Below are 26,149 nucleotides of genomic sequence, written 5' to 3'. Positions count from 1 at the left end.
AGACGGTGTTACTGACGGATCCACAAAATGTACTTTCTACAGCCCGCGTTTATTTTGCAGGGGCGTTATTTGACAGACCCCAAACATAGGATGCCAAAACACTGATCTGGCTGGCATTCAACTTGTCCGCTTGTGCAGGCATTTGATTGACTTTTCCGTTGTTCACCATGGTGACAATCGCGTTTTCGCCATAGCCATGCAGCCAGATGTTATCGGTCAGGTTAGGGGCGCCCAATGCCTGGTTACCTTTGCCATCCATGCCATGGCACGCAGCGCAGACCACGAACTTTGATTTGCCCAGCTGTGCGCGCACTGAATCGTGTGGACTGCCCGACAGACTCAATACGTAGTTGGCGACGTTCTTCACGTCATCCGACGTACCCACTGCAGCAGCCATGGGAGGCATGTTGCCGATGCGACCCAGGGTGAGTGTTTCCTTGATTTTTTCGGGCGAACCGCCATGCAGCCAGTCGCCATCCGTCAGGTTTGGAAAGCCTTTTCCACCCCGGGCATCAGAACCGTGGCACTGAGAGCAGTTGTTCATGAACAGGCGCTCACCGATCGCCTGCGCCTGTGGATCGCGAGACACGTCTTCCGGAGTCATAGCAGCGAATTTGGCATACAGCGGCGCCACTTCACGTTCACCTTTTGCCATCTCGGCCTCATATTGACCATGCGATGACCAGCCCAGCTTGCCAGCAGAACTGCCAAAACCCGGGTACATGGCCAAATAGGCCACGGCAAACACGATGGTGATGACGAACAGCCACACCCACCAGCGGGGTAAAGGATTGTTCATTTCACGCAAGTCGCCGTCCCAAACATGCCCTGTCGTGTTGTCATGGGCGGTCATGGCACGGGCCTTGCCGCTGAACCACAAAAGGAGCGCACAGGCCAAAATGCTCACTGCGGTAATGCCTGCGACGTAGATCGACCAGAAGTTGCTTGTAAAGTCACTCATTTCATTTCCTTTTTCGGTGGATCAGTCCTGCTCGAACGGCAGGTTGGCAGCTTCCGAGAAGTCTGCAGAACGCCTGCGGGACCAAGCCCACCACACAATTCCGATGAAGGTCGCAAAGCTCACCACGGTGGCGATCGACCGGAGAATGTTGATATCCATGTGCTGATCCTCTGCGTTTACTTGAGCGCCAAGCCCAAAACCTGCAGGTAGGCAATCGTGGCGTCGAGTTCTGTCTTGCCTTTGGTTTCTTCAACCGACTTGGCAATCTGCTCGTCTGTGTAAGGCACGCCGACCACTCGCAAGGCCTTCATGTGAGCGGGCATTGACTCGGCATCCACCGGAGTCTTTTCAAGCCAAGAATAAGCCGGCATATTGGACTCAGGCACTACATCCCGCGGATTGGTGAGGTGGGTACGGTGCCAATCATCACTGTACTTGCCGCCTACGCGTGCCAGATCAGGGCCCGTTCGCTTGCTGCCCCATTGAAACGGGTGGTCATATACCGACTCACCCGCAACTGAGTAATGGCCATAGCGCAAAGTCTCAGCCCGGAAAGGACGGATCATTTGTGAGTGGCAGTTGTAGCAACCTTCGCGCACGTAGATGTCACGACCGGCCAATTGCAGAGCGGTATATGGCTGAATGCCTTTGATAGGTTCCGTCGTGGACTTCTGGAAGAACAGCGGAACGATTTCCACCAAGCCACCTACCAGCAGCACCAGCAGGATCAGGACGATCATCAAAAAGTTATTGGTCTCGATCTTCTCGTGGGAAAAGGACGAATTGTGGTTGTTATTTGCCATGGGGTGATCCTTCTCAAGCGTGCGCAGCAACAGCGGGAACGTTGACGTTCACTGCACGTCCGGCGGTAACAGTTTTCAGCGTATTCCACAGCATGATCAGCATACCGGTCAGATACAGCAGACCGCCCAGCAACCGCAATACATAGAACGGGTAAGTCGCCTTGACAGACTCAACAAAGGTGTATGTCAGAGTGCCATCAGGGTTAATTGCACGCCACATCAGACCCTGCATCACACCGGCTATCCACATGGCAGCGATATAGATCACGATACCGATCGTGGCCGTCCAGAAGTGGATTTCGATGGCCTTGACGCTGTACATCTGCTTTTGACCGAAGAGTTTGGGAATCAGGTAATACATGGAACCCATAGTCACCAGACCCACCCAGCCTAAGGCGCCGGAGTGCACGTGGCCCACGGTCCAGTCGGTGTAGTGGCTCAACGCGTTAACGGTCTTGATAGACATCATCGGACCTTCGAAGGTCGACATGCCGTAGAAAGACAGGGACACGATCAGGAAGCGCAGGATCGGGTCATCGCGAAGTTTGTGCCAGGCACCCGACAAGGTCATGATGCCGTTGATCATGCCGCCCCAACTTGGAGCCAGAAGAATCAGGGAGAACACCATGCCGACAGACTGGGTCCAGTCTGGCAAAGCCGTGTAGTGCAGGTGGTGAGGACCCGCCCACATGTAGGTGAAGATCAGGGCCCAGAAGTGAACGATGGACAAGCGGTAGCTGTACACCGGACGACCGGCCTGCTTGGGGATGAAGTAGTACATCATTCCCAGGAAGCCAGCAGTCAGGAAGAAGCCCACGGCATTGTGACCGTACCACCACTGCACCATGGCATCCTGAACCCCAGCGTATGCGGAGTAGGACTTCATGAAGCCGGCAGGAATGGCCGCGCTGTTAACCAGATGCAGAATGGCAACCGCGAGAATAAACGCACCAAAGAACCAGTTGGCCACATAGATGTGCTTGACCTTGCGCGTACCGACGGTACCGAAGAAAACAATCGCAAACGACACCCAAACCAGGGTGATCAGAATATCGATGGGCCACTCCAGCTCGGCGTATTCCTTACCCTGGGTGTAACCCAGGGGCAAGGAAATGGCAGCCGCCAGAATGACCAGCTGCCACCCCCAAAAGGTAAAGGAGGCCAACTTGTCACCAAATAGGCGAACCTGACACGTTCGTTGCACTACGTAATAGGCCGCGGCAAACAAGCCGCAACCCCCAAACGCAAAAATCACCGCATTGGTGTGCAACGGCCGCAATCGTCCGTAGCTGAGCCAAGGAATCCCAAAGTTCAGTTCGGGCCAGGCAAGCTGGGAGGCGATGATTACACCCACCAACATGCCAACCACACCCCAAACCACCGTCATGATGGCGAACTGACGCACAACGGTATCGTTGTATACAGTCGCATTTTGATTTGCAAATGCCATTTTTACCTCTTCTCTATTTATCTAGTGGTGAGTGTCTAACTCCACGGAGCGCTTGAGTTTGATCAAAGTCAAACGCGCGCGAAAGTTCTTAACATTTCTTAAGAATCTTTCAAAATACGTTCCCCCTCGGCCTCGATATCTTCAAATTGACCCCTATGTATGGCCCACCACAGGCCACCCAGGATGAAAAACACCAAAACCACCGAGAGCGGGATCAGTAAATACAAAATATCCATCAGTGCACCCCTTTTTCGGAAACGCCACGTGTCAGGCGCAAAGCATTCAGTACCACTACCAAAGAGCTGGTAGCCATGCCCAAACCTGCCAACCAAGCTGGCAACAGGCCCAAAACAGCAAGCGGAACACAAGCAGCGTTGTAAAGCAGCGCCCACCAGAGGTTCTGCCTCACAACCGTAATCGTTCTTCGGGCAAGTCGTAGCGACAGCACCACACTTGTAAGCTTGTCGCCCAGCACCACAAAGTCCGCCTGCGCCTGCGCCAAGGGAACGGCTTGGCCAAATGCAAACGACACATTCGCACCGGCCAGCACCGGGCCATCATTCAATCCGTCACCCACCATGGCTACCGTATGACCTTGCCGCTGGAGCTTTCGCAAAAATGCGAGCTTGTCGTCAGGCGAACACCCGCCTTGCGCCCGCCCAATACCCGTCTGAGCCGCAACGCGCGCCACTGACTCTGCGCTATCGCCCGACAGCAGGTGCACCGTGACTCCGTCGGTTGCCAGCGCGGCAACCACCGCTGACGCTTCCGGCCGCAAGTCTTCTTTCAATGCAAACGTAGCCAGCCAGCCATCTGCATCCGCCAAGAATACGCGTAAACCGGGTTCAGTATGAGACTCAATGCCACAAAAAATGGCAGACCCAAGCCGCAATGCAACTTGTGCCGCACCGTCGCCGCCCTCTGGTTGAGACACCCATCCTGCAATACCCTGGCCCGCCGTTTCCGTGGCGGCTTCACACGACCACGCCTCGCGCCGTTCGACTTCATCCAGTTTGTCAGTTCGCCCACGGGCTGCGGCACTCAAAGCCCGTGACACCGGGTGAAGGGAGTGCTGAGCCAGCGCAGCGGCCATAGCGAGCGCTTGGCCAAGCGCTACTCCGGGGCGCAACTCCACCGCCCCCAAAACCATCGAATCCCGCGTCAAGGTGCCCGTCTTGTCGAACACGAGCGTATCCACTGCAGACAATGCTTCAAGCGCCTGCAATCTGCGCACCAGCACTCCACCACGGGCAAGTGCGCCAGCGGACGCCAGCATCGCCGCCGGGGTGGCCAGCGACAACGCGCACGGACAGGTCACCACGAGTACCGCCACCGCCACCATCAAGGCGTGTCCCGGATCACGATTCCACCACCAAGCACAGGCCCCGGCGGCCGCAATCAGCACTGCAAACAAAAATGGCTTAGCCAGGCGATCCGCCAGGAGAGCCCCCTGGGGTTTTGTCGCTGACGCACTTTCCATCAACGCCACGATCTGGGCAAAGCGCGTCTCGTCACCGATTCGCAGCACACGCACCTGCACCGTGCTGCTAAGGTTGTGACTTCCAGAAAGGACCTGTGCACCCAAGCCCCGCGCCAGCGGTCGTGACTCGCCGGTAAGCAGTGCCTCGTCCACCAGTGTTTCACCCCGCTCCACGACGCCGTCCGCGACAAAGGCCTCACCGGGGTGTACCCGCACCAGATCACCGACCACCACGCGTCGAACGGCCACACGTTCATACTCTCCGTCTGGGCGCAAACGCTCCACACTGTCTGGCAAGCGGTTCATCAATGCTTCCAGCGAACCGGCCGTCTGGTCCCGCAAGCGCAACTCCAGCCAGCGACCAGTCAGCAGGAAGAAGACGAACATGGTCAGCGAGTCAAAGTACACCTCATGCCCAAACGCGCCCTGGGGTTCAAATGTACCCACCGTACTCACGACAAACGTGATGAGCATGCCCAAGGCAACCGGCAAATCCATGCTGATGCGCCACTGCAGAATGTCTCGCAATGCATTGCGAAAAAAAGGTCCGCATGAAAACAGGATGACCGGCAGAGTCAGCACCCAGGATGCCCAGCGCAGCAGCTGCTCCATTTCACCCGTCAGGTCGCCGGGGTGGGCAATATATGCCGGATAGGCATACATCATGACCTGCATCATGCACAGGCCCGCTACCAGCCAGCGCCACAAAGCCTGCCGAGTCTCCAGCTTGCGTCGCTCACTGGCGAACACGTCATTGGCTGGCACGGCGCGGTATCCACTGTTCTGCACCGCCTTCATCCAGGCAGAGGGGCTGACACGCCCGGCAGACCACACCACCTTTGCCCGGTGGCTGGCCGCTCCAACCTGCGCGCTCATCACGCCTGGAACCCGACTCAGCGCTTCTTCCACTGTCAATGAGCAGGCCGCACAATGCATGCCTTCTATGACTACGCTTGACTCCCAGCAGTCTCCACCCATCGAAGAGGGTCGACTAAAAGCGCTCCATTCCTGGGGGTCGTCCAGCAACTCCAGAATCTCGTTGCTATGCGGGCGCACCGCTCCACCCGACAAACCAGAAGGCGGAAAGACAGATTCGTCAGGCAATGAAAGACCCACTGTGGACATGGTTGCAAGTGTGCCGTGCAAAACACACAAAGTACTTGATACAGATCAAGACACGACCGCTGGCCTGGAGTAACCTGAACGCCTTATCAGCCTAAAGGAGCACTTCCATGTACAAACGCATTCTGGTTACCACCGACGGATCGACCCTGTCCAAGAAAGCCGTCAAAAGCGCCATTGACCTGGCCGCGCTCTGTGGCGCGGAACTGGTAGCACTGAAGGTGGTTCCACGCTACCCGCAAAGTTATTTTGAAGGTGGCATTGCGTTGCAGCCCGATGAAGTGCGCCGTGTAGAAAAGCAATGGGCTGACGAAGGACAGGCGGTTGTTGACGCCGTCAAGAAAGCGGCCTTGGGCAAGGGCGTCATTACCAAGGCGCTTATTGCCAAATCAGATGTGGTGTCCGATGCCGTTTTGGCGGCTGCGAAGAAAACCCAGTGCGACCTGATCGTTATGGCGTCCCATGGCCGCAAGGGCATTAAACGGCTGTTGCTGGGAAGTGAGACCCAGCATGTGCTGACGCACAGCACAACGCCGGTATTGGTGCTGAAATAAGAAGGGCTTCAGTCCTCTTCCTGGTAACGATTCCGGATTTCCATGACTGATTCCCAGGCGTTCAAGAATGCCTGGACACAGTCAGGATCAAAGTGTTTTCCAGAACCCGCCACCAGGAAGTCCACCGCGGCCTCCAGCGTCCACGCCTTTTTATAGGGGCGCTCCGAGGTCAATGCATCGAACACATCCGCCACAGCAACTATGCGGCTGAATACCGGAATATCCAGACCACTGATTCCACCAGGGTAGCCAGAGCCGTCAAATTTTTCGTGATGCCCTCGTGCAATTTCAGCGCCGGCTTGCAGGACCCGCGATGAACTGCCTTGAAGCAACTCGTAGCCGAAGATGGCATGCTGCTTCATGACCTCGAACTCCTCCGTGTCCAGGCGCCCAGGTTTGAGTAATATCTTGTCAGCAATACCGACCTTGCCAATGTCATGCATAGGAGCCGCTTCGAGCAGCAACTCCTGGTCATCAACAGACAAGCCCATGCCGCGCGCGATCAGTTGCGAGTAATGCGCCATACGCAAAATATGCGCTCCGGTTTCGGGATCGCGGTACTCGGCGGCCTTACAAAGCCGAAACACGGTTTCACGCTCACGGGCCACGATTTCAGCGGTGGCTTTGCGTACTTCTTCAGCGAGCCATGTCGCACGGTCTGCCAACTGTCGGCTGGCCTGACTCAGCGTCAGCATATTTTTGGCGCGAGCCAAAAACTCGACCTTGTCGACCGGTTTGATCAGGAAGTCATTCGCACCCAAGTCAAGAGCGCGGTAGCGCAGCTGTTTCTGGTCATTGGCGGTAATCATCAACACAGGCACGGACTCCCGCCCCCGAATCTGCCGCAACCGGCTGATAAATTCCAGACCGTCAACCCCGGGCATCATGTAGTCCACAATCACTAAATCGGGGTCGTTGTCGGTAGCCCATGCCAGCCCTTCCAGTGCGTCTGCAAAGGTGTGCGAAACACAACCGTCGAGCTTTTTCACCAAAGCGGCAAAAAGTATCAGGTTTATTTCGGTGTCGTCAACTATCAGCACGTTTTGGACCACGGTCATTCAGCCTTTGAGTTGATCTTTGGGTTCGTCACAGCACCTTACCGTTGGCGATGGCATCCAGCAGATGCCCGACTTCCTCGGTCAATGGCGCCAGCAGCTGTTCCACGCCGGCTGCATCGGAGCGCAGTGCACACCGCTCGATACTAGCGGCAAGATCACTGGCTGGCTGGGCACCGAACATCGCAAGCGTACCTTTGAGTGCATGGGCTGTGTGCAACACCGTTGCCAGTTCCCTGTTGTAGGTGGCCATGTGCATCTTTTCAATATCCAGTGGCCATTGATCCAGGAACGGCTGCATCACGATATGCAGAATTTCCTGATCGACTGTCGCCAGACCCGCAACATAGTCAAAGTCGTCAGAAGGCGAACTCTCTATGGCAATGTCCATCATGAGGGACGGCTGCGACAGCTCGCCATGCACGGAGGTGCTGGCAACGGTCTCCAGCATCTCCTGCAAAACGATGGGCTTGATCGGCTTGGAAATATAGTCATCCATGCCAGCAGCCAGACAGCGTTCACGATCAGACGCGTGGGCATTTGCCGTCATGGCGATGATCGGCGTACGGTGTATGGTTTCCAGTGCTCGAATGCGTTGCGCAGCCTCCAGTCCATCCATAACCGGCATCATCATGTCCATCAGGACAACATCGTAATTTTTTTGCGCCATGCGCTCCAGCGCAATCAGACCATTACCCGCTACGTCAACCTGGTGACCCCAACGCTCCAGCAGCGTTACTGCGAGCTTCTGGTTCACCGGGTCGTCCTCTACCAGCAGAACGTCCAATGAAATCTGATTGCGATCAAAAAGGTCCCGAGTGATGCCAGCCGCAGATTCAGCCGCCTCCCGGGCTCTGCGATCAACTTCGATCCGGGTGGTGAAATGGAAGACGCTGCCCTTTGCGACCTTGCTTTCCACCCAAATGCGCCCGCCCATGGCTTCAACCAGCCTGGCACATATGGTCAGGCCCAATCCGGTGCCGCCAAACCGCCGTGTAATAGAGCTGTCTTCCTGCGAGAACGCATCGAACACCGCATCCAGCCGGTCCTCAGGAATGCCGATTCCGGTATCGCTGACCGACACATGCAGCAAACTTCCATCAATGGAACCTCCTGCCCTTTCAATGCGCACCGACACCTCGCCACTGTCCGTGAACTTGATCGCATTTCCGACCATGTTGACAAGAATCTGTCGCAAGCGACCCGGGTCCCCCAAGACGGCGAGAGGAACGTCCTCTGCTATCTCGCAGACCAGTCGCAACCCTTTCTCATGCGCCCGCAAGGCAAGCGTTTTCAAGGTATCTGCAACGACCTTGTCCAATGGGTAAGGGATCCGTTCAATGAGGAGCTTTCCAGCTTCAATTTTCGAAAAATCAAGAATGTCGTTAATGATCCGCAGCAAGGCTTCAGAGGACGATTTAACGATACCTACATATTCACGCTGGTCCGGGTCAAGGGTTGTATCCAGCAAAAGATCAGTCATACCGATGACGCCATTCATCGGCGTCCGGATTTCATGGCTCATGTTGGCCAGAAAATCAGACTTGGCCCGGCTGGCCGCTTCCGCCGCATCTTTCGCCTTCTGCAACTCCTCAGACGTCAGTTTTGACTCCGTTATGTCCGCCAGATAGCCGTTCCAGACTACATCCCCTTGCGGAAGCTTGCTCGGTTGCGCTTCACCATGCACCCACACCGTGGCCTTGGACCGCTGATGAACCATTCGAAAGTCCATGGCCCACGATTTATTGCCGGAAATAGCGTCAATCATGAATTGGGCGAACGGTTCACGCTCTTCAGGGTGGACCTGACGCACAAACGCTTCGGAATCGGAAATGACACTTTCAGGGCTTATGCCACACATCTCGTAAATAGCGTGGCTGATGAACGGCACCTGAATAACGCCGTGGCTATCCACCGCGTACTGAAAAACAGTGACCGGAATGCTCTCGGTTACTTCGCGAAGGCGAGAATCGGCTTCTTTGAGCAAGGTGACGTCTTGCCATATTCCGGTGAAAACTGTGGCGCCATCAGGAGATAAATCCGGTTCGGGAATCATTTCTGATCGAATCCAGCGCAGCGCGCCGTCTGGCATCCGGATGCGGTAGTCATCATGCCAATCAATCCTCTGCTCAGCTGCTGCCCGAGCACCCTTCACCACCCGCACTCGGTCTTCCTCAACAAGCTGGGATGTTGCCAGCGCAGAATCGGCAAGCAATGCCGCAGGCGACAACCCTCTGACTTCCCGAACCCGATCGCTCACAAAGGTGAAGCGATAACTGCCACCACCCATTTGCAACTGGAACACCACACCGGGCACCGTATTGGTAATCCGACTCAATCGCGCCTCGGCCGCCTTGATGGTGACCTCCATGCGCCTGCGCTCCGAAATATCAGTCCGAATGGCTATAAACATGGACGGCTTGCCCGCTTCGTCGCGCAGGGGAACGATCGTGGCGTCTACCCAGTAAAAGTGACCGTCCTTCGCGCGATTGCAAATTTCACCATGCCATACCTGGCCTGCGGTAATAGTGGCCCACAAGTTGGTAAAGAACGCGGGCGCATGGGTGCCCGAGTTGATCATGCGGTGGTTCTGACCCATCAGCTCCTGACGGGAATACCCGCTGATCTCGCACAACTTGTCATTCGCATAGGTGATATCACCCGCCAGGTTGGTAATACTGACGATGGCATGCTGGTCTAGAGCAAATTTCTGATAGGCCAGGTCTGCCAGTGCCTCATGCAGGTCTTTTTGGCCTTCCTCGTTTTGACGGACCAAATCACGCATGAGCAGCGACAACGATTCCAGACTCTCGTCGAGAGCCAGCGTCTGCGCAGGATCAATGGTCGCTATCAATTCACGGGCAGTCGCGCGCAGCGACTCGATGGCCCGGGTGCGCCCTGCCAACTCCTCCCTCAGTCGGGTATTGGTGCTGGTCAGCTCGACTGAACTTAACTCAAGACTTCGGGTTTTCAGCTCCAGGTCCCGATCGTTTTGCTGATAGGCCTCTCCCACGCGCTGAAACAGCCCGGGCAGGCCATTCAGCAGTTGCGCAGCGTTTGCAGACAGGGTGCCGCTGTCCGCTAGCTGGCGCAATTCATCTTGCACGGCATCCAACCCGGCAGGATCAACGTCCAGTATCCGTTTGACCTGACGGGCTAATAATTTGTGCATTCGACTTGCGTTTTGTAGAAATCAGGTAGTTTCGCCTATGTAGGTGATCGTCATGGTCTGGTTGTGCAGCTTGCACTCCACCGCCGGGCTGAAAGGACTGATCTCCCCATAGGAATAGAAGCCTGCCAGCGTAGCACGCTGTCCGAACACCGCACCAACCGCTTCAACTTCTTCGTCCACGCGACCGCCCATCACCAGTTTGCGTCCGACGCAACTCACGAGCAGTGCCAACCCTTCACCGGAACCCTGCAGCATGGCTTTTGCAGCCTGCGCCGCTGCTTCAGCCCCATCAACCAGCGCGTCGGTACTGGCATGCATCAGCCGGAGATAACCCTCCGGATCAATATCACCCGCGAGTGTCAGGCTGCCTGCGACTTCGTCGACGCCAAGAATGGTGCGGATCAGCCCAACCTCGTTGTGGTCGCTCCCCAGCATGGCAAATGGAAACAGCAACCCAGACGCTGGCAGGTCTCTGGCATGGTCGCCCAAATAGCGTTTGTAGGTTTCCAGTGCTGATTCGCCGTCCAGCTCAAAAAGTACGTTGTTCTCGCAGCGCGTGACCTTGCGGGCGGGGCCGAACGGCGACCAGCCACCGAAAGAGCCGTGGGAAAACTGCAAGGTATCGCCATACAGACCAACACAGGTCAACCGGTTGCTGCTGACCCCCTTCTCGTCCAGAACGAACGTGTTGACAAACGCGCCGCCGTCACCCGCCAGCCCCCCAGTGATGGGAATCCGAGAACCCACAATGTCCGTCATGCCGGATAGCACTGCGCTGCCGTTAATCCGGACTCCCTGCCCAAAAATCAGTATGGCTTTGAGGCCCACAACCGGCAAGCCGGTGGCCAATCGGCGGCCGGCAGCGAAAGAGTCGTCCATGCCAGCCAGGACGGTACTTACCTGCGCCACCCGGGCCTGGTCAAAATGCAGAGCCGTGACGATGAGCGTGCCATCGTCAACGCCATGCGCTGAAATCTCGCCCGCAGTGGAGCAACCCGCCCGCTGGGCCTGCGGAAAGGCTTGCGCAATGGCGTCAGCGCCCTTCTGTAACGCATCGACCGAGCCAAAGGCCAGCACCAAATTGGGGTGTATCGCTGCAAGACCTGAAAAATCAGCTGCGGCCGATTCCGCCTGGCGTACTACGACCTGCAAAACCTTCATGAATAAGCTCCTGTGGGTAGCTAACTTTGATACTGGGCGCGCAAAACATTTTTCTGCACTTTACCCATAGTATTACGCGGTAGCTCATCCACAACGAAACACCGCTTGGGAATTTTGAAATTGGCCAGCATGGCCTTGAGTTGCAACAGGATGGCGGCAGGATCCAGCGTCGCCCCCGGCTTTGCGATCACCACGGCCACGCCCACCTCGCCAAAGTCTGCATCCGGCACGCCCACTACAGCGCTCTCGGCGACGCCCGGAAGCTCATTGATGTAGCCTTCTATCTCGGCAGGATAGACGTTGTAGCCACCGCTGATGATGAGGTCCTTGCTGCGCCCGACGATGGTGACATACCCCCGTGCATCGGTTTTCCCCACGTCACCGGTCTTGAAGAATCCGTCTGCCGTGAACTCCTCCCGGGTTTTTTCAGGCATGCGCCAATAGCCCTTGAAGACATTGGGACCCTTGACCTGGATGCCCCCAATCTCCCCGGTTGCCAGCGGCTTTCCGTCATCCCCCTGAACACGCAAGCTCACACCGGGCAGCGGGAAGCCGACCGTGCCGCCGCGGCGTTCGTCCTGATTGCCGTAGCGCGAGTCGAGTGCGTAGGGATTGGAGGTCAGCATGGCGGTCTCGCTCATGCCGTATCGCTCCAGAATGGTATGGCCGGTGCGGTCCTTCCACTCATTGAAGGTCTCAATCAACAACGGCGCCGAACCGGCAATGAACAGCCGCATGTTGCGTACGGCGTTGCGATTCAAGCCCGGCTCGGCCAGCAGGCGCACATAGAGCGTCGGAACACCCATGAATACGGTGGCTTCCGGCATTTTGTCCAGCACCCGCTTGGGATCAAACCTGGCCATCCAGATCATCTTGCTGCCATTGAGCAGCGCACCATGCACGGCAACGAACAGCCCGTGCACATGGAAGATCGGCAACGCATGGATCAGCACATCTCCTGGCTTCCAGCCCCAGTAGTCCTTGAGCACGCGTGCATTGCTCAGCATATTGCCGTGCGTCAGCATCGCGCCCTTGCTGCGCCCAGTGGTGCCGCTGGTGTACAGAATGGCGGCCAGATCATCAGCACTGCGGTGCACCACGGTGTGCTGGTCACCGCAATGAGCCGCACGCTCCAGCAAGGAGCCCGTGCGGTCATCGCCCAGGGTGAACACGTTTTGCGTTCCCGCCTTGAAGGCAATCTTGCTCACCCAGCCAAAGTTCTTGGGGCTGCACACCACGACGGCAGGTTCCGCGTTGCCGATGAAGTATTCAATTTCGGCACTCTGGTAGGCCGTGTTCAGCGGCAAAAACACATAGCCCGCCCGCAACGTTGCGAGATACAGCACCAGGGCCTCCACGGATTTCTCCACCTGAACCGCAATGCGCGCGCCCTCGGGCAGCTTCAGCGAAGCCAACAGATTCGCCATCATGGCGGTGGCGCGGTCCAGATCGCGCCAGGAATAGAACAAACCGTTGTCGGTTTCCACCGCCACCGCATCCGCGTCGGCAGGAAACGCATTGCGCAAGGCAACAAATAGATTGTCGTTTTTCATACTTCAAGCAATCAGAAAAAGGGAGAACTCAGGCATAGGCCTCACGGCGCAAACCGTGGCGGGCGCTTTTCCATAAAGGCGGTCACGCCTTCGCGGTGTTCGGCAGAACTGGCGTAGCGATAAGCATTTGCTATCAAATCAGTAGCTGCCTGCGCAATGGATACGGGGGCTAAGGCCCTGAATGTCTGCTTATTCATGCGTGCGGCCTCGGGCGCCATCTGGCCGATGCGGTCGGCACACAGCAGGACCGCAGCTTCCAGGGCAGACGCGGCAACCACCCGATTGAGAAAACCGCGTTGCAGCATCACATGGGCTTCCAGTACCGCCGCCGAGAGCAGCATCTCACGGGCTGTCAACTCGCCCACCGCACGCATCACCAGAGCCGCCTCACGCGGAGCCATGGGAAAGCCCAGCTTGGCAATGGGTGCGCCAAAGCGCGCCGTGTCGGTGGCCATTCGAATGTCACAGCAACTGGCAATCTCGACGCCAGCGCCCATACAGTTTCCGGCGATCTGGGCCACGATGGGTACATCGCAGTCCAGCATGGCCTGCAACCCACCCCACACGTCGTTCTCATGAAAGTCACGCAGGCTCGACTCCTCAAAGCGGAATCCGGCATATTCAGAAATATCGCCACCCGCGCAAAAATGGCCTTCACCGCGAACTACCACACACGCAATTGTGCGGTCCAGCTGAATCTGCTGGAACACTGCGCGCAACGCACGCCACATCGTGCGTGACATGGCATTGAGTTTTCCCGGATGCGAGAGGTTGACCCAGCCCACTGTCCCCAGTATTTCCAGCGTTACATCCCCGCTCATGGCTTGGTGGCAGCTACGCCCATGACGGCATCAGGCAAGGCTGTGGCGATCCCTGGAAAGATGCAAATCAGCACCACCGCGAACAACATCAGCGCCACAAACGGAACGACGCCCCAGATGATGTCCTTCAGTGGAATATCGGGTGCGATGTTTTTGATAACAAAAATGTTGAGCCCCACGGGCGGGTGAATCAGTCCCGTTTCCATTACGATCGTCATGAGCACACCGAACCAGATCAGGTCGAAGCCCGCAGCCTTGAGTGGCGGCAAAATAATCGGTGCAGTCATCAGGATAATACTGACGGGTGGAAGAAAGAACCCGAGCAAAATCACCATCACCAGCACGGCGGCCAGCAGAATCCATTTTGAGAGTTGCATACCGACCACCCACTCGGCTGTGGACTGACTGATGTGCAAAAAACTCATCACGTAGGAGAACAGCAGCGACATGCCAATGATCAGCATCAACATGGTGGATTCTTTGAGCGTCGCCGTGAGTATGGGCGCCACGTCACGCGGCCGCCACACACCGTAGATCACCGCAATCAAGGCCAAGGCCAGGATGGCGCCCAAACCGGCTGTTTCACTGGGTGTGGCAAAGCCGCCGTAAAGCGCCACCATCACGCCCACAAGCAACAACACAAATGGAACCACACGCGGCAGCATTTCGAACTTTTCACGGGTTGTAAAGGTTTCATTGGCCAGCAGCGCAGAGGCAGTGCCCGAGCGTTTGAATTCCGCTTCAGCCAGTCTGAATTCTTTGCGGTAGCGCACCACCGCGTAGCCCGCAAACAGCATCACCAGCAGCACACCAGGAAAGATGCCGGCCAGAAACAGGCGACCAAGCGACTGCTCTGCAGCAACCGCGTACAGAATCATCGTGATCGAGGGCGGCAACAAAATACCGAGAGTGCCGCCCGCAGCAATGATGCCCGCTGCAAAACCGGGTGAGTAGCCGCGGCGGCGCATCTCCGGAATACCGGCGCTGCCAATAGCCGAGCAGGTGGCCGGGCTGGAGCCCGCCATCGCCGCAAACAGTGCGCAGGCAAATACGTTCGCGATCCCCAGGCCACCGGGGATACGCCCCATCCAGACATGCATGGCCGCATACAGGTCCTGGCCGGCGCGCGACCGCCCGATCGCCGCCCCCTTGAGAATGAAGAGGGGAATCGACAGCAAGGTGATACTGGCCATTTCCTCATACACGTTTTGGGTGACCGTGTTGAGCGCCGATGCGGGCATGAACAGGTACATGAACAGCACGGCAACACTGCCCAGCGCAAAAGAAATGGGGGCGCCGGAAAACATGAACAGCAACGTGACCACCCCAAACAGAAGGCCCAAAGTGAGCATGCTCATGCGGAGACTCCTGAAACTTGTTTGCGCAGGCCATTTGCCGTCGCACTGAGCTGCACCAGCAACTGCAGGCTGAGCAATGTCATTCCCGCAGCCATCAGACCGTAGGGAATCCACAAGGGCGGAGCCCATGAAGACGAGGTGGTTTGCTGCTCCACCCAGGCTTCATGAAACAGCGTCCACGACTTCCAGGCAAAAAAGCTGCAAAAAGCCGAACCCAGCAGATCGACAAAAACGAGCCGCACCTGGTTGACTGACCGGGGCAGCAAGCCCGCAATGGCTTCAATGCCCACATGCCCGCGCATGGACTGCACAAACGCACCACACAGGAAAGTTGCCCCGACCAGGCAGAAAACCGCTGCTTCATCCTGCCAATCCGTGGAGGCATGCATCACGTAGCGCGAAATCACGCTATAGGTAAGCACACAGGATGCCACCAGTAGTGCCACCATGCCCAGCACCACCAGCGCCTGATTCACCCACTGCAGTAGCCGCGCCAGCGGCTGCAGAATGCGCGGCATGTCCGGATCCATGGCAGCTTGCGCCGCCACGATTTCAATACCGTGGCTCATAGCAGTTTCTGCGCGGCCTTCAACAGCCCGGCGCACGATTCGTTCTTGTCATTGAAGTCCTTCCACGCGGTCTCGCGCGCAATGACCTGCCATTTTTTCAGCGTGGCCTCGTCCATGTCGTACACCTTGGCGCCGGCCTTGGCATAGATGTCGGCGGCGGCCTTGTCGTCAGCGCGCGCCGCGTCACGGGCAAAGCCTTCGAGCTCGGCACCGACTCCCATCACCACGTCCTGCTGGGCTTTGGGGAGCTTGCCAAATACTTCTTTGGAGATCATCAGCGGTTCGAACATGAACCAGTAGGTCTTGTCACGCCCTGTCGTCAAATGCTTGGCAATTTCTTCCAGCTTGAAGGAGATGAAGCTGGTGCTTGATGTCATGGCGGCATCCATCGCACCGGTCTGCATGGCAGCGTAGATCTCGTTGGACGGCAAGGTGATGACCGAGGCGCCCGCCTGCTTGAGCATCATGTCCATCTCGCGGCTGCCACCCCGGACTTTCAGGCCTTTGGCGTCATCCGGTGTCAGCAAAGGCCGGGTGCGACTGGCAACACCGCCGGCTTGCCAGATCCAGCTGACGATCAGGATGCCCTTGTCGTCGAGCACCTTGCTGAGCATCTTGCCTACCTCGGCCGTCTTCCATGCAGCGCCTTGCTCGTAGCTGGGCACCAGCGCAGGCATCAGACCAATATTGGTCTCGGCCACTTCGCCTCCAGCATAGGACAGGGGCACCAGGCTCATGTCGAGCGCGCCTTTGCGCATGGATGAGAACTGGGCGTTGGTTTTCATCAGGGACGACCCGGGATACACCGAAGCCTTGAGCGCGCCAGCCGTCCGCTTCTCCACTTCTACGGCAAATTTGCGGCACAGGCGATCGCGAAAATCGCCCTCGGTCAAGGTTCCACCAGGAAACTGGTGGGAGATTTTCAGCCCACCGCCGGCTTGTGCCCACGCACCGTGGGTGAGTAAACCGAGGGCGGATGCACCGGCAGTCTGGATAAGGTTACGTCTTGATAAAGTCATTTTTTTGTCTCCTGAGTAATATGAATAATGTGATGCAAAGCTACGGCCCGGAACCATCGAGAAACAGTTGCTGTACCGCCCCGGATACCGGTACTTTCCCCACTGAAAACTGGGCCCGGTGCTTGTCCAGCCGCTTCAGGTCGTAGAGGTAATTCACCATCAGGCCATAGGATTGCTTGAGCCCCTTGCTGGAGCGGTCGCCCGCCCAGTTGAGGCGCTCAATGCGGGCACCATTGCCCAGGTGAAAGCGTGCGACCGGGTCGACCGGCTTGCCGTCCTGTTGCGAGCGCCCCAGATAGTGCGCAGCGCACTGCAGCAACATCTGGCGCACCGGTGATTTTTCGGACAAGGCCAAAGCACCCTCTGCGGCCGTCAAGAAATGTCCCGCGCCGGGCGGCTCGAACCCAACGGCACGGCCCAATGCACCGCGCTCCTTGTCGCTGAGCATGGCCAGCATGGCCGTTGCGTTCTTGCCCAACCAACTGCGAAAACCAGGAATCGGCGACAGTGTGGCGAAGTTCTTGAGCTTGGGGAATTCGTCCTTGAGCGTTTCCACCACCCGCTTGATCAGGGAATCGCCAAAACTCACCCCGCGCAAACCCGTCTGGGTGTTGCTGATGGAGTAAAAGATGGCCGTGGTGGCCTTGCTCAGGTCAGATGCCGCAGCCAACTCGTCGAGCAAGGGCTCGATGTTGCTGGCCATCTCGTCCACCAAAGCTACTTCGACAAAAATCAGTGGCACGTCTGGCAGACGCGGATGAAAAAACCCGTAACAGCGCCGGTCGCTGTCAAGGCGGTTCTTGACGTCAGCCCAACTCTTGATGTCATGGACGGCCTCATACTGGATCAGCTTTTCAATCAGGGATGCAGGTGAATCCCAACTGATGCGACGCAGGTCCAGAAAACCCACATCAAACCAGGTGGAAAACATGTATTCCATCTCGACATCCAGCGCCATGAGCCGTTTGTCCTGCCTGAGGCAGTGCTGCATTTCAGCCCGCATGTTCACCAGAAACTCAATACCCCCCGGATAGACGCTGAAGCGCTGGAGCAAGCGCCGCCGGGGCGACACCGTGGCGCGCCGGTAATGCACCTCGGCTACCGCCTCATCGGGCGTACCCACCGCAGCGGCAAACTGGGCCTGCGCCGCCTTGACCTTTTGCGCATCGGCGACAAACTGCTCACTCATCAGCAGCCACATGTCCTGGCGCCGCGCGGGCGTGGCGCCTGCATACCAGGCGGCCAGGGATTTGGCCCTGCGACCGCCCTCCACTTCGCTCACGCGCGGATCGGTGATGGCCTGCAACTCCTGCAACGACCGGCGCAGCACACGGGGCGACAGGGCTTCACCTTTTTGGCGAAGCGTCCCCTGCAGACGCTCATGGGTAGACCGGCTACCCGCCGTTTGCGTGACCACATCCGCCGCCGACGCTCCTGATTTAATAGCGACCTGTGCCCGTTTTACGCGGGCTGCAGCTTGATTTACCTCTGAATGAGAGGATGGCAAAAGCCGGGAGACGCTGCGACTGATCCACTCCGGTGTGTTCATGCCAGCAACCTGCTCTTCTGGTCGCGCGCGAGTTCCCGAAGGGCCTCGCGCTGGCGCATCAGGTGGGTGCGCATAGCAGCGTCTGCCCCTTCGCTGTCGCGCGCGCGCAGCGCGGCGTATATCGCCAGGTGCTCGCCGAGACTCTGCTCCAGCCGCCCCGGTGCATGCAATTGCTGTTGCCGCGCCAACTTGAGTATCTTGCGCAAATCGGCAATTGACTGGGCCAGCCAGCGGTTGTTGGCCAGGGTGATGATGGCCTCGTGAATGATGAAGTTGGTGGCGTAGTAGTCGTTTATGCGTTTGGCCGCCGCATGCTGCTGCAGGCGCTCATGCAGCGTATCCAGGGCCGCAATATCGGCATCGCTGGCGTTGCGTGCGGCCTCAAATGCGCAACGACCTTCCAGCAGCGCAATGACCGGAAAAATATCGTCCAGATCCTGTTCCGTCACCTGATTGACAAAGCTGCCCCGACGCGGTTCATGGCGAACCAGCCCTTCGGCCGTGAGTACCTTGAGTGCCTCGCGCAACGGCGTGCGTGAAATCTTCAGGCTTTCACACAACGCCGCCTCATCAATAAAGCTTCCTGGAGCCAGGGTTCCAGCAAAAATTTGATCGCGTAAAAGCACCGCGACTTCAATGTGCAAAGAGTTATGAACCAGACGCATGGTGCAGTTGGACCGGGTAGCCACGGAGGTCGTGGTTGGGTTGGTGATTTTCGATAATTACCGGTAATTATCGAATCTTCCACTCCAGCAGACAAGACCATTTACCCCCGGACAAACCCGGGGGTCACTATCATTTCTTTACTTGAGCGGACGGGATTGGAACCACGCCCACAGTGCAGCCCCGCCCACAATCATGGGCACGCACAACCACTGCCCCATGCTCATGCCCAGGGACAGCAAGCCCAGATAGGCATCGGGTTCACGGAAGAATTCAGCGACAAAGCGCATCAATCCATAACCCAACAGGAAGGCGGCAGCGACCTGCCCCTGCTTGGGAGCCCGGCGTGCGTACCACCACAACAGCACAAACAACAGCAAGCCTTCCAGCAAAAACTGGTAGACCTGTGATGGGTGCCGGGGCAGATCGCCCGCCCCTCGAAACACCATACCCCAGGGAAGCGCCGGATCGGCCAGACGGCCCCACAACTCACCGTTGATGAAATTACCAACCCGGCCAGCTGCCAGCCCCGTGGGCACACACGGCGCCACAAAGTCGGCAACCTGCCAAAAAGGCTTTTTGCGCGAGTGGGCAAACCACACCATCGCTGCAATCACCCCCAGCATGCCGCCATGAAAGCTCATTCCACCCTGCCACACCGCGAACACCTCCAGCGGGTGGGCCAGGTAGTAAGCCGGCTTGTAAAACAGGCAATAGCCGATACGCCCGCCCAGCACCACACCCATCACCCCCAGGAACAGGATGTCTTCCACGTCCTTGTAGGCCCAGGCACCAGGGCCGGTGATCGAGACAAACGGCCGGTGCCGCAGCCGTCGACTTCCTAAAAACATGAACAGTGCAAACGCAGCCAGGTAAGTCAGACCATACCAATGGACGGCGACAGGGCCCAATTGCAGGGCGACGGGATCGATAACAGGATGAATCAGCATGGCCTTATTGTGCCTGCCATACGGGTTGTTTGACAGAAGGAAGAAACTCGACGAACCGCGCCAGCGCGGGGTTGGGTGATGCACCCGACCACACCAGGCTGGTTTCGCAGCCAGGAATTTCCAGGGCCGGCGCGGCCAAAACAGGTCTATACACTACGCCCGGTCGCTGAAACTGCCGCACGCTTTCAGGCACCCAGGCCAAGCCCAGACCGGCAGAGACCAGATTGACAATGGTCTGCATCTGGATGGCCTCCTGGGCGATCTGTGGCAACTGGTTGGCACTGTGGTAAACCGAAAAAATGGCGTCGTGCAGCGACGGCAGAATGCGCCGCGGAAAAATAACCAGGGGCTGTGCGAGTACATCCTCCAGATGCAGTTTTGCCATGGTGGCCAATGGATGGTGCTGGGGCACGGCCACAATCAGCGGCTCGCTCGCAATCAATACGCGTTCCAGCCCCACTGGCGCAAAACCGGGTGAATGCAGAATGAAACCGGCGTCCATTTCGCCCCGCTCCAGTGCAAGCAATTGCACATCACCGGTGGCTTCAATCAATTCCAGCTGGATATCGCCATAGCGTTCGCGCAGTGCCCGCACCCATTCAGGTAACAAACCAAAGCCCACCGTCGACACAAATCCCAGGCGCAAACGCCCCAATGCACCCGTCGCCGCCGCGCGTGCATAGGCTGGCAGCGCCTCGGCGCGCTCCAGCAATTCGCGTACCTCGGGCAGTAGCGCGACACCCGCGGCGCTCAAGGCAACCCGTCGCTTGGTGCGCTCAAACAGACGAACCTGCAACCGCGTTTCCAGCAAGGCAATCGCTTGCGTCAGCGGCGGTTGGGACATGTGCAGGCGCAAGGCGGCACGGCCAAAGTGCAACTCTTCGGCCAACGCCACGAATTGTCGCCACACACGCAGTTCAATTGGATGCTCACTCATATGCCACGCATATTAATATAGATGATTAAATATATTGGAAAAACAGGTTTGACGGGGGCATACTTTGGGCTCACTAGCCCCCTCCAAACCAAGGCGAGAAACACCCCATGGACAACAAACCCGTCATCATGAATCCGCGCAGCCGCAACATCACCGAAGGCAAGTCGCGCGCACCCAACCGGTCGATGTACTACGCCATGGGCTACGAGGAAGGCGATTTTGTCAAACCCATGATTGGTGTGGCCAACGGTCACAGCACCATCACGCCCTGCAACTCAGGCCTGCAAAAGCTGGCGGATGCAGCCATTGACGCCATCGAAGAAGCCGGCGGCAACGCCCAGGTTTTTGGCACACCCACCATCAGCGATGGCATGGCAATGGGCACCGAGGGTATGAAGTACTCATTGGTCAGTCGCGAAGTCATCAGCGACTGCATCGAAACCAGCGTGCAAGGGCAGTGGATGGACGGCGTGGTCGTCATCGGCGGCTGCGACAAGAACATGCCCGGCGGCCTGATGGGCATGCTGCGCGCCAACGTGCCATCGATCTTTGTGTATGGCGGCACCATTTTGCCAGGCCGCTACAAGGGTCAGGACCTGAACATCGTGAGCGTGTTTGAAGCCGTGGGTGAAAACGCTGCCGGCCGCATGAGCGACGAAGACCTGCTACAGATCGAGCGCCGTGCCATCCCCGGCCCTGGCTCCTGCGGTGGCATGTACACCGCCAACACCATGTCGTCCGCCTTTGAGGCACTGGGCATTTCGCTGGCCTACTCCAGCACCATGGCCAACCCGCACGACGAGAAAGTGGAGTCGGCCCGCGAGTCAGCCCGCGTGCTGGTTAACGCCATCAAGAACGACCTGAAGCCGCGTGACATCGTGACCCGCAAGTCGATTGAAAACGCCGTAGCGGTCATCATGGCCATCGGTGGCTCCACCAACGCGGTATTGCACTTTTTGGCCATTGCCCATGCGGCGGGCGTCGAGTGGACGATTGACGATTTTGAGCGCGTACGCCAGAAGACGCCCGTTCTGTGCGACCTGAAACCCAGCGGCAAGTATCTGGCGGTGGACCTGCACCAGGCAGGCGGCATTCCGCAAGTGATGAAAACACTGCTGGCGGCTGGCCTGCTGCACGGTGATTGCATCACCATCACCGGCCAGACCGTTGCCGAAGTGCTCAAAGACGTCCCCGATGCACCCCGTGCGGACCAGGACGTGATTCGCCCCTTGGATAACCCCATGTATGTGCAAGGGCACCTGGCTATCCTGAAAGGCAACCTGTCACCCGAAGGCGCCGTGGCCAAGATCACAGGCCTGAAAAACCCGGTGATGACTGGCCCAGCCCGCGTGTTTGAGGACGAGCAAACCGCCTTGAAAGCCATTCTTGCCAACCAAATTGTGGCCGGTGATGTGATGGTGCTGCGCTACCTGGGCCCCAAGGGCGGCCCCGGCATGCCCGAAATGCTGGCACCCACCGGTGCGTTGGTGGGTCAGGGTCTGGGCGAGTCAGTCGGCTTGATTACCGATGGCCGTTTTTCGGGCGGCACTTGGGGCATGGTCGTGGGCCATGTGGCGCCCGAAGCCGCAGTGGGCGGCACGATTGCCTTCATTCAGGAAGGCGATTCGATCACGATTGATGCGCACCAGTTGCTGCTGCAGTTGAATGTGAGCGATTCCGAGATCGCCAAGCGCCGTGCGGCCTGGACGGCTCCGGCACCGCGGTACACCCGCGGGGTGCAGGCCAAGTTTGCGTTCAACGCCTCAACCGCAAGCAAGGGTGCGGTATTGGATAATTTCTAGACGATACCAACCCGTTGCAGACGAAAAAAAACGCCGCTTAGCGGCGTTTTTTGCTGTTGAGGGTACCAATCGCTTCACGGTTCTTGTCAATGCGTGCTTTACGCCGCGCATCCTCAACGTCCATGGCTTTTTTCTTGGTGTAGCCGGAAGAATCCGCCCAAGCCCACCAAGCCACTGCCAGTCCGAAGGGGGCCAATACGACCCACCAGTCCCACATGGCAACCGGACCCAACTCCAAAAACTTCATGGCCAAGAGAACCAGACCCAAACCCAGAAAATACATGACCGTCTCCGATTTTTCTTGCGTACGACGGTCAGATACTACACCGGCTTGTCAATAGGCCTGACCTAGCTGGTCGAGAATCGCCGGATTTTCCAGCGTAGAAGTGTCCTGGGTAATCGCTTCGCCTTTGGCCAGCGAGCGCAGCAGGCGGCGCATGATCTTGCCGGAACGGGTCTTGGGCAGGTTCTCGCCAAAACGGATGTCCTTGGGCTTGGCAATGGGACCAATTTCTTTGGCAACCCAGTCGCGCAACTCCTTGGCGATGGCCCTGGCTTCGTCGCCAACGGGGCAAGGACGCTTGAGCACCACAAAAGCACAAATAGCCTCGCCGGTGAGGTCATCCGGACGACCCACTACGGCAGCCTCTGCCACCAGATCTGACTTGGCAACCAAAGCAGACTCGATTTCCATGGTGCCCATACGGTGACCCGACACGTTCAACACGTCATCGATGCGGCCAGTAATGCGGAAGTAGCCACGGTCAGCACTGCGCACTGCACCATCCCCCGCCAAATACATCTTGCCGCCCATTTCTGCCGGGAAATAGCTCGATTTGAAACGCTCGGGATCATTCCAGATGGTGCGAATCATGGAAGGCCATGGGCGCTTGACGACCAGAATACCGCCCGTGCCGTTAGGAATGTCGTTTCCGACTTCGTCCACGATGGCGGCCATGATGCCGGGCAGCGGCAAGGTGCAGCTACCGGGAACCAGCGGCGTAGCACCCGGCAGCGGTGTCATCATGTGACCACCGGTTTCAGTCTGCCAGAAGGTATCGACAATCGGGCACTTCTCATGGCCGATGTTTTTGTAGTACCACATCCACGCTTCGGGGTTGATGGGCTCGCCCACCGAGCCCAGAATGCGCAAGCTGCTCAAATCGGAGCGGTCAGGGTGCACTTTCGGGTCGGCCTCGGCTGCCTTGATGAGCGAACGGATCGCAGTAGGCGCGGTGTAGAAAATGGTGCACTTGTGGCGCTCGATCATTTGCCAGAAACGGCCGGCGTTGGGGTACGTCGGTACGCCTTCAAAGATGATCTGGGTCGCACCGGCCGCCAATGGGCCATAAGCCACATAGGTGTGGCCGGTGATCCAGCCGATGTCGGCGGTACACCAGAACACATCTTCCGGCTTCAAGTCAAAGGTCCAGTCCATGGTCAGCTTGGCCCACAGCAGGTAGCCGCCAGTGGAGTGCTGAACGCCCTTGGGCTTGCCGGTGGAACCGGAGGTGTAAAGAATGAACAAGGGGTGCTCGGCGCCCACGGGCACGGGCGCGCACTCGGTGCTTTGGCCGGCAATAGCTTCAGCGAATGTCTTGTCACGCCCAGCCACCATGGCGCAGGCAGTCGGGGTGCGCTGATACACATACACCGTCTTGATGGACTCGCATCCGCCCATCGCCAGACCTTCGTCCACAATGGCTTTGAGTGGCAACTCTTTGCCACCCCGCATCTGGTAGTTGCAGGTGATGACCGCGACGGCACCCGCGTCGATGATGCGCTCCTGCAAAGCCTTGGCCGAGAAGCCGCCAAACACCACGCTGTGGGTGGCACCAATGCGGGCACAGGCTTGCATGGCAATCACGCCTTCCAGCGTCATGGGCATGTAGACGAGGACGCGATCGCCCTTTTTGATGCCATCGGCCTTGAGCGCGTTGGCAAACTGACTCACGCGGGCGAGCAGTTCCTTGTACGTGGTCTTGGTTACGGTTCCGTCATCGGCTTCGAAAATGACAGCGGTTTTGTTTTCGGTGGGTGTGCCCACCCACTTGTCCAGACAGTTGGCGGACGCATTGAGTTCGCCATCATCAAACCATTTGTAGAACGGCGCATTGGACTCGTCCAGCGTCTTGGTGAAAGGTTTGTTCCACAGCACGTTCTCGCGCGCCAGCCTGGCCCAGAATCCCTCAAAATCCTTCTCGGCTTCGGCGCACAGTGCGTTGTAGCCGTCCATACCCGAAATGCGTGCGGCCTTGACCATGGCGTCACTGGGCATGAAGACCCGGTTTTCGACCAGGGTGGATTGGATGGCAGAGGATGAAGTACTCATGGGAATGTCTCCTGACTTATTTGTTGGAACTGTCGCAATGGTTATGGATGCCACTTACATTTCACTGACTTCTAACCAGGGCGCTCGCCATTGCCCAGACCGACCCCGTTGTGCGGCCGACCATCACCCAATGGTCGCCTGATGCCACATGGCAGGCTTCTACAATGGTGTCCATCCCGATTTATAACCTACTTGCAAAATGAGCCAAGCCCCTCCTCCGAAGCGCGGCACCGCCGCCATGTCACCCCTGTCGCGTCTGATCTTTGCGAGTCGCTGGCTGCAACTCCCGCTGTACCTGGGCTTGATTGCAGCACAAGCGGTCTACGTTTTCCATTTTTGGGTGGAGCTGGTTCATTTGCTGGAAGCGGCCTTTGGCAACCAGGACGCGCTGGCCCAGCTGGTGAAAAGCATAGGCTACAAAGATTCGGTCACCGTTACAGCGCTGAACGAGACCATCATCATGCTGGTGGTACTGGCCCTCATCGACGTAGTGATGATCTCCAACCTGCTGATCATGGTGATTGTGGGCGGCTATGAAACATTTGTGTCCCGCCTGAATCTGGATGAACACCCGGATCAGCCTGAATGGCTCAGCCACGTTAATGCGTCTGTCCTGAAAGTCAAGTTGAGTACCGCCATCATCGGCATCAGCTCCATCCACCTACTCAAGACCTTCATCAATGCGGCCAACTACGACGAAAAAGTCCTGATCGCACAGACCGGCATCCACATCACCTTTTTGCTGTCTGCATTGGCCATTGCCTACACCGACCGCTTGATGGCGCGTACCCAAAACGAAGCGCATTGATCTTTTATTACCCTGAAACAAAGCACCGTC

Annotated in this window: 23 protein-coding genes; 3 read left to right on the top strand and 20 right to left on the bottom strand. The window is 57.7% G+C overall.

Annotated elements, in window-relative coordinates; translation table 11 throughout:
- Positions 1 to 49 precede the first annotated feature (49 nt).
- From ccoP to AC097W_RS14780, 6 genes are all read right to left on the bottom strand, one after another.
- A complete protein-coding gene (ccoP, locus tag AC097W_RS14805; protein WP_479603374.1) occupies positions 50 to 961 on the bottom strand; it encodes a cytochrome-c oxidase, cbb3-type subunit III in 912 nt (303 codons plus the stop codon).
- Positions 962 to 982: 21 nt separating this feature from the next.
- Positions 983 to 1,120: a cbb3-type cytochrome oxidase subunit 3 gene (locus AC097W_RS14800; RefSeq protein WP_479603373.1), complete on the bottom strand. Its 138-nt coding sequence runs from the start codon at positions 1,118 to 1,120 to the stop codon at positions 983 to 985.
- 17 nt (positions 1,121 to 1,137) lie between these two features.
- Positions 1,138 to 1,764, bottom strand: a complete 627-nt coding sequence (gene ccoO / locus AC097W_RS14795) for a cytochrome-c oxidase, cbb3-type subunit II (RefSeq protein ID WP_479603372.1) — start codon at positions 1,762 to 1,764, stop codon at positions 1,138 to 1,140.
- A gap of 13 nt (positions 1,765 to 1,777) precedes the next feature.
- Positions 1,778 to 3,214 (bottom strand): cytochrome-c oxidase, cbb3-type subunit I, encoded by a 1,437-nt coding sequence (gene ccoN, locus AC097W_RS14790; RefSeq protein WP_479603371.1) that lies wholly within the window; start codon positions 3,212 to 3,214, stop codon positions 1,778 to 1,780.
- A gap of 98 nt (positions 3,215 to 3,312) precedes the next feature.
- Positions 3,313 to 3,450, bottom strand: coding sequence for a cbb3-type cytochrome oxidase assembly protein CcoS (ccoS, locus tag AC097W_RS14785; RefSeq protein WP_326530498.1), 138 nt, complete (start codon positions 3,448 to 3,450; stop codon positions 3,313 to 3,315).
- Positions 3,450 to 5,819: a heavy metal translocating P-type ATPase gene (locus AC097W_RS14780; protein WP_479603370.1), complete on the bottom strand. Its 2,370-nt coding sequence runs from the start codon at positions 5,817 to 5,819 to the stop codon at positions 3,450 to 3,452. The genes ccoS and AC097W_RS14780 overlap by 1 nt, the downstream gene beginning before the upstream one ends.
- Positions 5,820 to 5,926: 107 nt before the next feature.
- On the opposite strand from AC097W_RS14780, the gene AC097W_RS14775 reads away from it, so the two are divergent.
- Positions 5,927 to 6,370 (top strand): universal stress protein, encoded by a 444-nt coding sequence (locus AC097W_RS14775; RefSeq protein WP_479603369.1) that lies wholly within the window; start codon positions 5,927 to 5,929, stop codon positions 6,368 to 6,370.
- Between the two features lie 8 nt (positions 6,371 to 6,378).
- On the opposite strand, the gene AC097W_RS14770 is transcribed toward AC097W_RS14775, so the two are convergent.
- The 12 genes from AC097W_RS14770 to AC097W_RS14715 form a co-directional block, all read right to left on the bottom strand.
- Entirely contained in the window at positions 6,379 to 7,428 is a 1,050-nt protein-coding gene (locus AC097W_RS14770; RefSeq protein ID WP_479603368.1) for an HD-GYP domain-containing protein, read from the bottom strand.
- A gap of 28 nt (positions 7,429 to 7,456) precedes the next feature.
- A complete protein-coding gene (locus AC097W_RS14765; protein WP_479603367.1) occupies positions 7,457 to 10,597 on the bottom strand; it encodes a PAS domain-containing protein in 3,141 nt (1,046 codons plus the stop codon).
- A 21-nt stretch (positions 10,598 to 10,618) separates the two neighbouring features.
- Positions 10,619 to 11,758, bottom strand: coding sequence for an FIST signal transduction protein (locus AC097W_RS14760; RefSeq protein WP_479603366.1), 1,140 nt, complete (start codon positions 11,756 to 11,758; stop codon positions 10,619 to 10,621).
- Positions 11,759 to 11,778: 20 nt separating this feature from the next.
- The gene (locus tag AC097W_RS14755) at positions 11,779 to 13,311 is read right to left on the bottom strand and encodes a malonate--CoA ligase (RefSeq protein WP_479603365.1); all 1,533 of its coding nucleotides are present in this window, start codon (positions 13,309 to 13,311) and stop codon (positions 11,779 to 11,781) included.
- Positions 13,312 to 13,352: 41 nt separating this feature from the next.
- Complete coding sequence (locus tag AC097W_RS14750) at positions 13,353 to 14,132, bottom strand: enoyl-CoA hydratase/isomerase family protein (protein ID WP_479603364.1); 780 nt, start codon at positions 14,130 to 14,132, stop codon at positions 13,353 to 13,355.
- Positions 14,129 to 15,490 carry a TRAP transporter large permease gene (locus AC097W_RS14745; RefSeq protein WP_479603363.1) on the bottom strand — a complete coding sequence of 454 codons (1,362 nt, stop codon included), beginning with the start codon at positions 15,488 to 15,490 and terminating at the stop codon, positions 14,129 to 14,131. Before AC097W_RS14745 ends, AC097W_RS14750 begins: the two co-directional genes overlap by 4 nt.
- The gene (locus tag AC097W_RS14740) at positions 15,487 to 16,059 is read right to left on the bottom strand and encodes a TRAP transporter small permease (protein ID WP_479603362.1); all 573 of its coding nucleotides are present in this window, start codon (positions 16,057 to 16,059) and stop codon (positions 15,487 to 15,489) included. Before AC097W_RS14740 ends, AC097W_RS14745 begins: the two co-directional genes overlap by 4 nt.
- Positions 16,056 to 17,078 carry a TRAP transporter substrate-binding protein DctP gene (gene dctP / locus AC097W_RS14735; protein ID WP_479603361.1) on the bottom strand — a complete coding sequence of 341 codons (1,023 nt, stop codon included), beginning with the start codon at positions 17,076 to 17,078 and terminating at the stop codon, positions 16,056 to 16,058. Before dctP ends, AC097W_RS14740 begins: the two co-directional genes overlap by 4 nt.
- A 40-nt stretch (positions 17,079 to 17,118) precedes the next feature.
- Positions 17,119 to 18,627 carry a malonyl-CoA decarboxylase domain-containing protein gene (locus AC097W_RS14730; protein WP_479603360.1) on the bottom strand — a complete coding sequence of 503 codons (1,509 nt, stop codon included), beginning with the start codon at positions 18,625 to 18,627 and terminating at the stop codon, positions 17,119 to 17,121.
- Complete coding sequence (locus AC097W_RS14725) at positions 18,624 to 19,292, bottom strand: GntR family transcriptional regulator (RefSeq protein ID WP_479603359.1); 669 nt, start codon at positions 19,290 to 19,292, stop codon at positions 18,624 to 18,626. Before AC097W_RS14725 ends, AC097W_RS14730 begins: the two co-directional genes overlap by 4 nt.
- 138 nt (positions 19,293 to 19,430) lie before the next feature.
- Complete coding sequence (gene lgt, locus AC097W_RS14720) at positions 19,431 to 20,240, bottom strand: prolipoprotein diacylglyceryl transferase (RefSeq protein WP_479603358.1); 810 nt, start codon at positions 20,238 to 20,240, stop codon at positions 19,431 to 19,433.
- Positions 20,241 to 20,244: 4 nt separating this feature from the next.
- Positions 20,245 to 21,177 (bottom strand): LysR family transcriptional regulator, encoded by a 933-nt coding sequence (locus AC097W_RS14715; RefSeq protein WP_479603357.1) that lies wholly within the window; start codon positions 21,175 to 21,177, stop codon positions 20,245 to 20,247.
- 107 nt (positions 21,178 to 21,284) lie between these two features.
- Here AC097W_RS14715 and ilvD point away from each other — a divergent pair, with 107 nt between their 5' ends.
- Positions 21,285 to 22,979 carry a dihydroxy-acid dehydratase gene (gene ilvD / locus AC097W_RS14710; protein ID WP_479603356.1) on the top strand — a complete coding sequence of 565 codons (1,695 nt, stop codon included), beginning with the start codon at positions 21,285 to 21,287 and terminating at the stop codon, positions 22,977 to 22,979.
- Positions 22,980 to 23,016: 37 nt separating this feature from the next.
- Here the strand turns inward: ilvD and AC097W_RS14705 are convergent, their stop codons facing one another.
- Both AC097W_RS14705 and acs read right to left on the bottom strand, forming a co-directional pair.
- Positions 23,017 to 23,262 carry a TIGR04438 family Trp-rich protein gene (locus AC097W_RS14705; RefSeq protein ID WP_479603355.1) on the bottom strand — a complete coding sequence of 82 codons (246 nt, stop codon included), beginning with the start codon at positions 23,260 to 23,262 and terminating at the stop codon, positions 23,017 to 23,019.
- A 51-nt stretch (positions 23,263 to 23,313) separates the two neighbouring features.
- Complete coding sequence (gene acs, locus AC097W_RS14700) at positions 23,314 to 25,311, bottom strand: acetate--CoA ligase (RefSeq protein WP_479603354.1); 1,998 nt, start codon at positions 25,309 to 25,311, stop codon at positions 23,314 to 23,316.
- A gap of 199 nt (positions 25,312 to 25,510) precedes the next feature.
- Between acs and AC097W_RS14695 the strand changes: the two genes are divergently transcribed.
- Positions 25,511 to 26,119, top strand: a complete 609-nt coding sequence (locus AC097W_RS14695; RefSeq protein ID WP_479603353.1) for a TIGR00645 family protein — start codon at positions 25,511 to 25,513, stop codon at positions 26,117 to 26,119.
- Positions 26,120 to 26,149 lie beyond the last annotated feature (30 nt).

It is taken from the genome of Rhodoferax sp. GT1R46 (assembly GCF_056521285.1).
Note: the sequence above shows the minus strand (reverse complement) of the source record. Positions and strands in the feature narration are given on the sequence as shown.

Coding starts and splice junctions, on each gene's coding strand:
- ccoP (WP_479603374.1), bottom strand. CDS start 961: ATGAGTGACTTTACAAGCAACTTCTGGTCGATCTACGTCGCAGGCATT.
- AC097W_RS14800 (WP_479603373.1), bottom strand. CDS start 1,120: ATGGATATCAACATTCTCCGGTCGATCGCCACCGTGGTGAGCTTTGCG.
- ccoO (WP_479603372.1), bottom strand. CDS start 1,764: ATGGCAAATAACAACCACAATTCGTCCTTTTCCCACGAGAAGATCGAG.
- ccoN (WP_479603371.1), bottom strand. CDS start 3,214: ATGGCATTTGCAAATCAAAATGCGACTGTATACAACGATACCGTTGTG.
- ccoS (WP_326530498.1), bottom strand. CDS start 3,450: ATGGATATTTTGTATTTACTGATCCCGCTCTCGGTGGTTTTGGTGTTT.
- AC097W_RS14780 (WP_479603370.1), bottom strand. CDS start 5,819: ATGTCCACAGTGGGTCTTTCATTGCCTGACGAATCTGTCTTTCCGCCT.
- AC097W_RS14775 (WP_479603369.1), top strand. CDS start 5,927: ATGTACAAACGCATTCTGGTTACCACCGACGGATCGACCCTGTCCAAG.
- AC097W_RS14770 (WP_479603368.1), bottom strand. CDS start 7,428: ATGACCGTGGTCCAAAACGTGCTGATAGTTGACGACACCGAAATAAAC.
- AC097W_RS14765 (WP_479603367.1), bottom strand. CDS start 10,597: ATGCACAAATTATTAGCCCGTCAGGTCAAACGGATACTGGACGTTGAT.
- AC097W_RS14760 (WP_479603366.1), bottom strand. CDS start 11,758: ATGAAGGTTTTGCAGGTCGTAGTACGCCAGGCGGAATCGGCCGCAGCT.
- AC097W_RS14755 (WP_479603365.1), bottom strand. CDS start 13,311: ATGAAAAACGACAATCTATTTGTTGCCTTGCGCAATGCGTTTCCTGCC.
- AC097W_RS14750 (WP_479603364.1), bottom strand. CDS start 14,132: ATGAGCGGGGATGTAACGCTGGAAATACTGGGGACAGTGGGCTGGGTC.
- AC097W_RS14745 (WP_479603363.1), bottom strand. CDS start 15,490: ATGAGCATGCTCACTTTGGGCCTTCTGTTTGGGGTGGTCACGTTGCTG.
- AC097W_RS14740 (WP_479603362.1), bottom strand. CDS start 16,059: ATGAGCCACGGTATTGAAATCGTGGCGGCGCAAGCTGCCATGGATCCG.
- dctP (WP_479603361.1), bottom strand. CDS start 17,078: ATGACTTTATCAAGACGTAACCTTATCCAGACTGCCGGTGCATCCGCC.
- AC097W_RS14730 (WP_479603360.1), bottom strand. CDS start 18,627: ATGAACACACCGGAGTGGATCAGTCGCAGCGTCTCCCGGCTTTTGCCA.
- AC097W_RS14725 (WP_479603359.1), bottom strand. CDS start 19,292: ATGCGTCTGGTTCATAACTCTTTGCACATTGAAGTCGCGGTGCTTTTA.
- lgt (WP_479603358.1), bottom strand. CDS start 20,240: ATGCTGATTCATCCTGTTATCGATCCCGTCGCCCTGCAATTGGGCCCT.
- AC097W_RS14715 (WP_479603357.1), bottom strand. CDS start 21,177: ATGAGTGAGCATCCAATTGAACTGCGTGTGTGGCGACAATTCGTGGCG.
- ilvD (WP_479603356.1), top strand. CDS start 21,285: ATGGACAACAAACCCGTCATCATGAATCCGCGCAGCCGCAACATCACC.
- AC097W_RS14705 (WP_479603355.1), bottom strand. CDS start 23,262: ATGTATTTTCTGGGTTTGGGTCTGGTTCTCTTGGCCATGAAGTTTTTG.
- acs (WP_479603354.1), bottom strand. CDS start 25,311: ATGAGTACTTCATCCTCTGCCATCCAATCCACCCTGGTCGAAAACCGG.
- AC097W_RS14695 (WP_479603353.1), top strand. CDS start 25,511: ATGAGCCAAGCCCCTCCTCCGAAGCGCGGCACCGCCGCCATGTCACCC.